The organism is Pseudonocardia kujensis (assembly GCF_021283305.1).
GTDB lineage: Bacteria > Actinomycetota > Actinomycetes > Mycobacteriales > Pseudonocardiaceae > Pseudonocardia > Pseudonocardia kujensis.
Window position 1 is genome coordinate 191,096 of the sequence record NZ_JAJSOK010000006.1, and the last position, 6,784, is coordinate 197,879.

Below are 6,784 nucleotides of genomic sequence, written 5' to 3' on the forward strand. Positions count from 1 at the left end.
TGCGCCCGAGCCCCCCTCCTGGCCGCGTTATGGATCCATACTGCGGTCAGGACACGCTCCTGCACGCGTCATGGATCCATACTGCGGCCACGTCGCCGCTCGCGACGCGTCAGGGAGCCGTGGTGCGGGTCAGGAGCCGGACGTCGCGGGTGCCGGCTCCTCGGCGGCGACCCGCTGCACCGTGGCGAGCAGGTCCGACGGCCGGATCTGCGTGAGGTAGACCGCCGCCACCCGGTGCTGCCGATCCAGCACGATCGTCGACGGCACCACGTTGCGCGGGTAGCCGGACAGCGCGGCGAGCACCCGGCCGGGCTGGTCGAAGATCGAGTCGTAGGTCAGGTTCCGGTCGCGGACGAAGTCGCGGGCCGCGTCGCGGTCGTCGCGCACGTCGATGCCGAGCATCGCGACGCCGGCGTCCTTCGTCTGCTGGGCCACGAACTCCAGGTCGGGGGCCTCCGCCCGGCACGGCCCGCACCACGAGCCCCAGATGTTGAGCACCACGACCTGGCCGGCGTGATCCTGCAACCCGACCGTCTGCCCCTCGTGCAGCAGCGACTCCCCGGAGAGCTCCGGGACGACGCCGCGGGACGACGGCGGGTCGTAGAGGATCGTCGTCCGGCCGTCGGGCGCGACGAACGTGAACTCCTGCTGGTTGCTCGACACGGCGTCCTTGCTGGTGGAGCAGCCCGCCAGCACGAGCAGCCCCAGCAGCAGCGGCAGGATCCGTCTCATGCGCCGGTCGCCGTCGGATCGCTCGACCCGGCCGGCTCGCTGTAGCGCAGCCCGGTCACGGTGGTCCCGGTGAACTCGACGCTGGTCAGCGAGGCCAACGCGCACTGCCGCGAGCGCGGGTCGTGCCAGAGCCGTTGGCCCAGCAGGTAGCGGCGCAGCGTCCAGATCGGCAGCTGGTGGGACACGCACACGGCCTCGTGCCCCTCCGCGAGCGCGCGGGCGCGGTGCACGGCGCCGAACATCCGGTGCGCGATCTTGATGTAGGGCTCGCCCCAGGACGGCGTGAACGGGTCCCGCATCAGCCGCCAGGTCGCCGGCCGGCGCAGCGCGCCGTCGCCGACCCCGAACCGCTGCCCCTCGAACAGGTTCCCGGACTCGATCAGGCCGTCCTCGGTCACGATGTCCAGGCCGTGCGACTTCGCGATCGGCGTCGCCGTCTCCTGCGCCCGCTGCAGGGGCGAGGCGACGACGGCGGTGATGTCGTCGTCCGCCAACGCCTCGGCCACGAGCTCGGCCTGCGCGCGGCCGTCGTCTGACAGCCGGAAGCCGGGGATGCGCCCGTAGAGGATGCCGTCGGGGTTGTGCACCTTCCCGTGTCGCAGGAGGTGGACGACGGTCCGCGGGCCGCTCGGCTCGGGCGAGGTGCGGTCGCCTCCGGGGAAGGGATCGGCGGGGACCGGGTCCGTGGGCTCGACGGGCATGCTCACGCCGGCTGCACCGCCGCGGCGGCCGCCCGCGCCGCGTCGGGCAGCGCCTTCTCGATCACGGCGAAGGCGTCGTCGTCGAGGGCGGCCGAGACGAACCAGGCCTCGAAGTTGCTGGGGGGCGCGTAGACGCCGCGCTCCAGCAGGGCGTGGAAGAACGGCGGGAAGCGCCAGGTCTGCGCCGCCTTCGCGGTGTCGTAGTCCACGACCTCCTCCTCGGTGAAGAAGATCGAGAACATGTTCCCGGCCGTCTGCACCCGGTGCGGCACGCCGGCCTCGCGCAGCGCTCCGCCGATCATGCCGACCAGACGCTCCGCGTTGGCGTCGAGCGCGTCGTAGACGGCCTTGTCGGCCTGCCGCAGGGTGGCGAGGCCGGCCGCGACGGCGACGGGGTTCCCGGACAGCGTGCCGGCCTGGTAGACCGGTCCGGCCGGCGCGAGGTACGCCATGTGTTCCGCGGGCCCGCCGAAGGCCGCGGCCGGCAGCCCGCCGGACATGACCTTGCCGAAGGTGTAGAGGTCGCCGGCCACGCCCTCGAGCCCGAACCACCCGGCGGGCGAGACGCGGAAGCCGGTCATCACCTCGTCGATCACCAGCAGGGCGCCGTGCTCGCGGGCGACGTCGCGCAGCCCCTGGTTGAAGCCCGGCCGCGGCGCGACCGCACCCATGTTGCCCGCGGCGGCCTCGGTGATCACGCAGGCGATCTCGCCGCCCCGCTCGGCGAAGACCTGCCGGACGGCCTCGAGGTCGTTGTACGGCAGGACGACGGTGTCGCCGGCCTGCGCCCCCGTGACGCCCGGGCTGGTGGGCAGGCCGAGGGTCGCGACGCCCGAGCCCGCCTGGGCGAGCAGGGCGTCGACGTGGCCGTGGTAGCACCCGGCGAACTTCACGACGACCGTGCGGCCGGTGATCCCGCGGGCCAGCCGGATCGCGCTCATCACCGCCTCGGTGCCCGAGTTCACCAGCCGCACCTGCTCCACCGGCGCGACCCGGTCGATGATCGCCTCGGCGAGCTCGATCTCGGCCGGCGTCGGCGCCCCGAAGGAGAGGCCCGCCCCGGCGGCGGACCGCACGGCGTCGACGACGGCGGGGTGCGCGTGCCCGAGGATCATCGGGCCCCACGAGGAGACCAGGTCGACGTAGCGGAGGCCGTCGGCGTCGGTCAGCCACGGACCCTGCGCCGAGACCATGAAGCGCGGCGTGCCGCCGACCGAGTTGAAGGCCCGGACCGGCGAGTTGACGCCGCCCGGGATCACCTCGGCGGCGCGGGCGAACAGGCCCGCGGAGACCTCGGGCGTGATCGGGGTGAAGGGGGCACTCACGGCCTCCAGTCTCACATCCACGCCGCGATCCGTCCCGCGGGGTCGGTGCTCGGATCAGCGCAGGGCGGCGAACCACTCCGCGGACGGCCGCACGAACATCAGCACCACACCGGCCACGGCGAGCACCACCGGCGCGAGGACGATCAGCGACGACCCGCCGCCGCCGATGTTGAGCAGCAGGAACCCGCAGAACAGGACGGTGAGCACGGTGGCGGCGGCCCGCCCCCACGCCTTGCCGGCGAAGGCGGCGACCGCGAGACCGATGTAGACCAGCGCGAGCACCGCGACCAGCGCGAGCAGCAGCCGGACGGCCTGCAGGAACTGGTCGAACGACACGTTGTACTGGGTCAGCATCGCGTCGAGCCCGAGCTCAGGCGGGAACATGTCCTGACTGATCGGCACGAACAGCCCGAGCACGCCGAACACCAGGAACGGCACCGCGCTCAGCACCAGGAGCACCAGCGCACCGGCCATGGTCGCCGGGCGACGGCCCCGCCGCGGCTCGTCGGCCGAGGGCGTCGGCGCGGGCGTGGGTGCCTGCGCGTACGGGCTGTAGGCGTACTGACCGGCCGGGTACTGGCCTGCGGAGAACCGGTCGGCGGGATGCTGGCCGGCCTGCGGCGCGCCGGCCGGGGACGCCCCCTGCGGGTAGGGGTTCTGCGGGTACTGCGGGTACCGCCCCGTCGAGGGCCCGCTCGGGTAGTAGCGGGGCCCCTCGTCACCCTGGCTGCCGGTGCTCACGGTCACCACGGTACCGGTCAGCCGCGGCGGTGGACGTCCTCCGACAGACGGACCACCGCCGCCACGAACTCGAGGGTCACCCGCAGCAGGAGCAGCGCGAACACCGCGACCACCCCGCCGGCCACGAGCGCCGCGACGCCGAGCCCGAAGCCCCGGACGAAGAACCCGATGACGCCCGCGACGTAGCACAGCGCGGTCAGCACGATGCCCACGACGTAGACGAACTTGACCACCGACGGCGTCACGAACCGCTCGAAGTTCAGGTCGGTGAGGGCGCCGAGGACGCCGGGCTCCTGGTGTGTCCGCACGGAGTCAGTCCAGCAGACCCGCGACCTCGGTCGCCCAGTAGGTCAGCACCACGTCCGCGCCGGCGCGGCGCAGCGAGGTCAGCGTCTCGACGATCGTCCGCTCGCGCTCCAGCCAGCCCTGCGCGGCAGCGGCCTCGATCATCGCGTACTCGCCGGAGACCTGGTAGGCGGCGACCGGGACGTCGGCGGTGTCGGCGACGGTCCGCAGCACGTCGAGGTAGGGCAGCGCCGGCTTGACCATCACCATGTCCGCGCCCTCGTCGAGGTCGAGCGCGAGCTCGCGCAACGCCTCCCGGAGGTTCGCGCCGTCCTGCTGGTAGGTCTTGCGGTCGCCCTTCAGCTGGCTCTCGACGGCCTCGCGGAACGGCCCGTAGAACGCGCTGGCGTACTTGGCGGTGTAGGCGAGGATGCCGGTGTCGGCGAAGCCGGCCTCGTCGAGCGCCTCGCGGATCACCCCGACCTGGCCGTCCATCATCCCGCTGGGCGCGACGAGGTGGGCCCCGGACTCGGCCTGCACCACACCCATCCGGGCGTAGACCTCGAGCGTGCGGTCGTTGTCGACGCAGCCCTGCTCGTCGAGCACCCCGCAGTGCCCGTGGTCGGTGAACTCGTCCAGGCAGAGGTCGGACATGATCACCGTGGAGTCGCCCAGCTCGGCGCGCAGGTCCTTGAGCGCGACGTTGAGGATCCCCTCCGGGTCGGTCGCCCCGGACCCCACCGCGTCGTGCCGCGCCGGCACGCCGAACAGCATGATCCCGCCGACGCCGGCCTGCACGGCCTCGGTGGCCGCCTTGCGCAGGGTGTCCCGGGTGTGCTGGACGACCCCCGGCATCGACGAGATCGGCACCGGCTCGGCGGCACCCTCCTTGACGAACATCGGCAGGACCAGGTGCCGGGGCCGCAGCTCGGTCTCGGCCACCAGCCTGCGCAGTGCCGGGGTGGAACGCAGCCGGCGGGGACGCTGGGCGGGATAGGCCATGCGGCCAGGGTACGACCGGGCGGGGGAGGGCGGTCGCGGGGCCGGGCGGGGATCGGGCGGGTCCCCGGCCTGCTCGCGGCGCGCGACGACCACACCGCCCCCTCGCGCCGGGCCGGGCCTCGGCGAGCGGCCGAAGATCGACTGTTGCCGCAGGTCCAGCCGGGAGGCAGCCGTGCGGAGCAGCGCGTCGGGCGGGGCGTGCGCGAGGATGGGGTCGGTGCCGGAGAGTGTCACCCGATACGGCATCCTGCGCCCGTGACCAAACCGGGACGCAGCGTCATCGCCCTCCTTCTCGATCGATCCAGCTCGCTCGGCCCGCTCCGCGACGAGGTGCGTGCCGCGACCGCCGACCTCCTCGCGCACCAGGCCGGGCTGCCCGGTGAGGTCGAGGTCTACCCGACCGTCACGGGCCGCCGGGCCGGGAAGCTCCGCGGCGGCGTCCCCGCCGCCGACGCGGCCGTGCCGAAGCTGCGCGGCCGCCGCACCGAGGCGGTCCGCGACTCGCTCGGCGCCCTCGTCAGCGGCCTCGGCCGCTCGCTCGCCGGCATGCCCGAGCAGGAGCGCCCCGACCGGGTGTTCGTGCTGGTCGTCACGGCCGGTGCCGACGAGGGCAGCAGCACCTGGGGTCCCGACGAGCTGCGTGACCTGGTCGCCGCGCAGGAGCGGGACTACGCCTGGGAGGTCGTCACGGTCACGGTCGCCGAGCACGCGGGGCTCGCGCCGTGGGGCGCCGGACACCGGTCGGTGGGCGTGGCCCCGCGCGGCGACTGCGTGCGTGCCGCGATCGCCGCCGCGTCGGCCTACATCGGCCGCGCCCGGGCCGCGGGCCCGTGGGAGCCCGTCGCCGGGATCTCGCAGGAGGAGCGGTGGGCGGCCTACCCGCCGGACTTCCACACGGCCTCCGAGACCGCCGCGACCTCCGCGGCCGCCGAGACCACCGAGGCTCGGGCCGAGGCTCGGACCGAGACCTCTGAGACTGCCGAGACCGCCGCCGCGCCGGTCGACAGCACGCCGGTCGCCGGCGCTCCGGCCGGCAGCGGCTCGCTCGACGGCTCGCCGGTCGACGGCAGGCCCGCCGACGCCGCCCCCACCGAGGCCATCCCGGTCCTCACCGCACAGCGCCTGGCGGAAGCCGACCGCGCGGCCGCCGCGGAGCGCCGCCGCTGGTGGGACCGCTTCCGCAAGCCCGCCACCGTCGGCTCCTGAGGCCCGGCGCGCGGGCGCGCCCACCTGCCCGCGAGCCGCGTCCCGGCCGCTCCGGCCGCTCTCCAGCCCGCGACCCACGCATGATCCATCCGAGAGCCACAGGAGCGCTGCCCGGACGACGCTGCGGTCCCCTTCGGCGGAGCTGATCCCTCCGAGCGTCACCCGAGAGTCGCCGCCACAGCACTCCCGTCCCCCTCGACACCCCCGCCCAACTCCACCCGGTTGATCGATCCGAACCTCACACGAGCGCTGCCCGGACGACGCTGCTGTCCCGCTCGGCCAAGCTGATCCCTCCGAGGGTCACCCCACAGTCGTCGCTGCAGCACTCCCGTCCCCCTCGACACCCCCGCCCAGCTCCACCCGGTTGATCGATCCGAACGTCACACGAGCGCCGCCGAGACAACGCTGCCGTCCCCCTCCGCGGAGCTGACCCCTCCGAGCGTCACCCCACAGTCGCCGCCACAGCACTCCCGTCCCCCTCGGAACGATCATGAGTCGCGCGGCGCACATCGAACGTCCGGCGACGTCGTTGATTCCACATCCTGAAACACCACCCCGGCCGACGGCCGCGCCCCGCACACACCGTCGGCCCCTCGCACCCAAGGCGGAACGTGTGTGCGAGGGGCCGACCCTGTGTGCGACCGGCCGCCTCTCCGCGACGGCCGGCTCTGCGGGACGGTCGGCTCTGCGGGACCGGCCGGCCCTCTGCGGGGGTGGCCGAGAACGGCGGAGGGCCGCCCCCCAACCCCGGGGCGGCCCACCCACCACCACCCGCCCCCCCCCCCACCCCCC

7 protein-coding genes are annotated in these 6,784 nt (G+C 74.4%); 1 reads left to right on the forward strand and 6 read right to left on the reverse strand.

The features are described from left to right. Positions 1–129: 129 nt before the first annotated feature. The 6 genes from LWC35_RS07255 to hemB are packed head-to-tail and all read right to left on the reverse strand — an operon-like array spanning position 130 to position 4,786. Positions 130–732, reverse strand: coding sequence for a TlpA family protein disulfide reductase (locus LWC35_RS07255; RefSeq protein ID WP_232869110.1), 603 nt, complete (start codon positions 730–732; stop codon positions 130–132). Then, complete coding sequence (locus LWC35_RS07260) at positions 729–1,433, reverse strand: histidine phosphatase family protein (protein WP_232869120.1); 705 nt, start codon at positions 1,431–1,433, stop codon at positions 729–731. Before LWC35_RS07260 ends, LWC35_RS07255 begins: the two co-directional genes overlap by 4 nt. A gap of 2 nt (positions 1,434–1,435) precedes the next feature. After that, the gene (gene hemL / locus LWC35_RS07265) at positions 1,436–2,758 is read right to left on the reverse strand and encodes a glutamate-1-semialdehyde 2,1-aminomutase (RefSeq protein ID WP_372463010.1); all 1,323 of its coding nucleotides are present in this window, start codon (positions 2,756–2,758) and stop codon (positions 1,436–1,438) included. Between the two features lie 54 nt (positions 2,759–2,812). Then, positions 2,813–3,499 carry a hypothetical protein gene (locus LWC35_RS07270; RefSeq protein ID WP_232869111.1) on the reverse strand — a complete coding sequence of 229 codons (687 nt, stop codon included), beginning with the start codon at positions 3,497–3,499 and terminating at the stop codon, positions 2,813–2,815. A 17-nt stretch (positions 3,500–3,516) separates the two neighbouring features. Next, a complete protein-coding gene (locus tag LWC35_RS07275) occupies positions 3,517–3,807 on the reverse strand; it encodes a DUF4282 domain-containing protein (RefSeq protein ID WP_232869112.1) in 291 nt (96 codons plus the stop codon). A 4-nt stretch (positions 3,808–3,811) separates the two neighbouring features. Next, positions 3,812–4,786, reverse strand: a complete 975-nt coding sequence (gene hemB, locus LWC35_RS07280) for a porphobilinogen synthase (protein WP_232869113.1) — start codon at positions 4,784–4,786, stop codon at positions 3,812–3,814. 255 nt (positions 4,787–5,041) lie between these two features. On the opposite strand from hemB, the gene LWC35_RS07285 reads away from it, so the two are divergent. Further along, complete coding sequence (locus LWC35_RS07285) at positions 5,042–5,992, forward strand: hypothetical protein (RefSeq protein WP_232869114.1); 951 nt, start codon at positions 5,042–5,044, stop codon at positions 5,990–5,992. Positions 5,993–6,784: the final 792 nt, after the last annotated feature.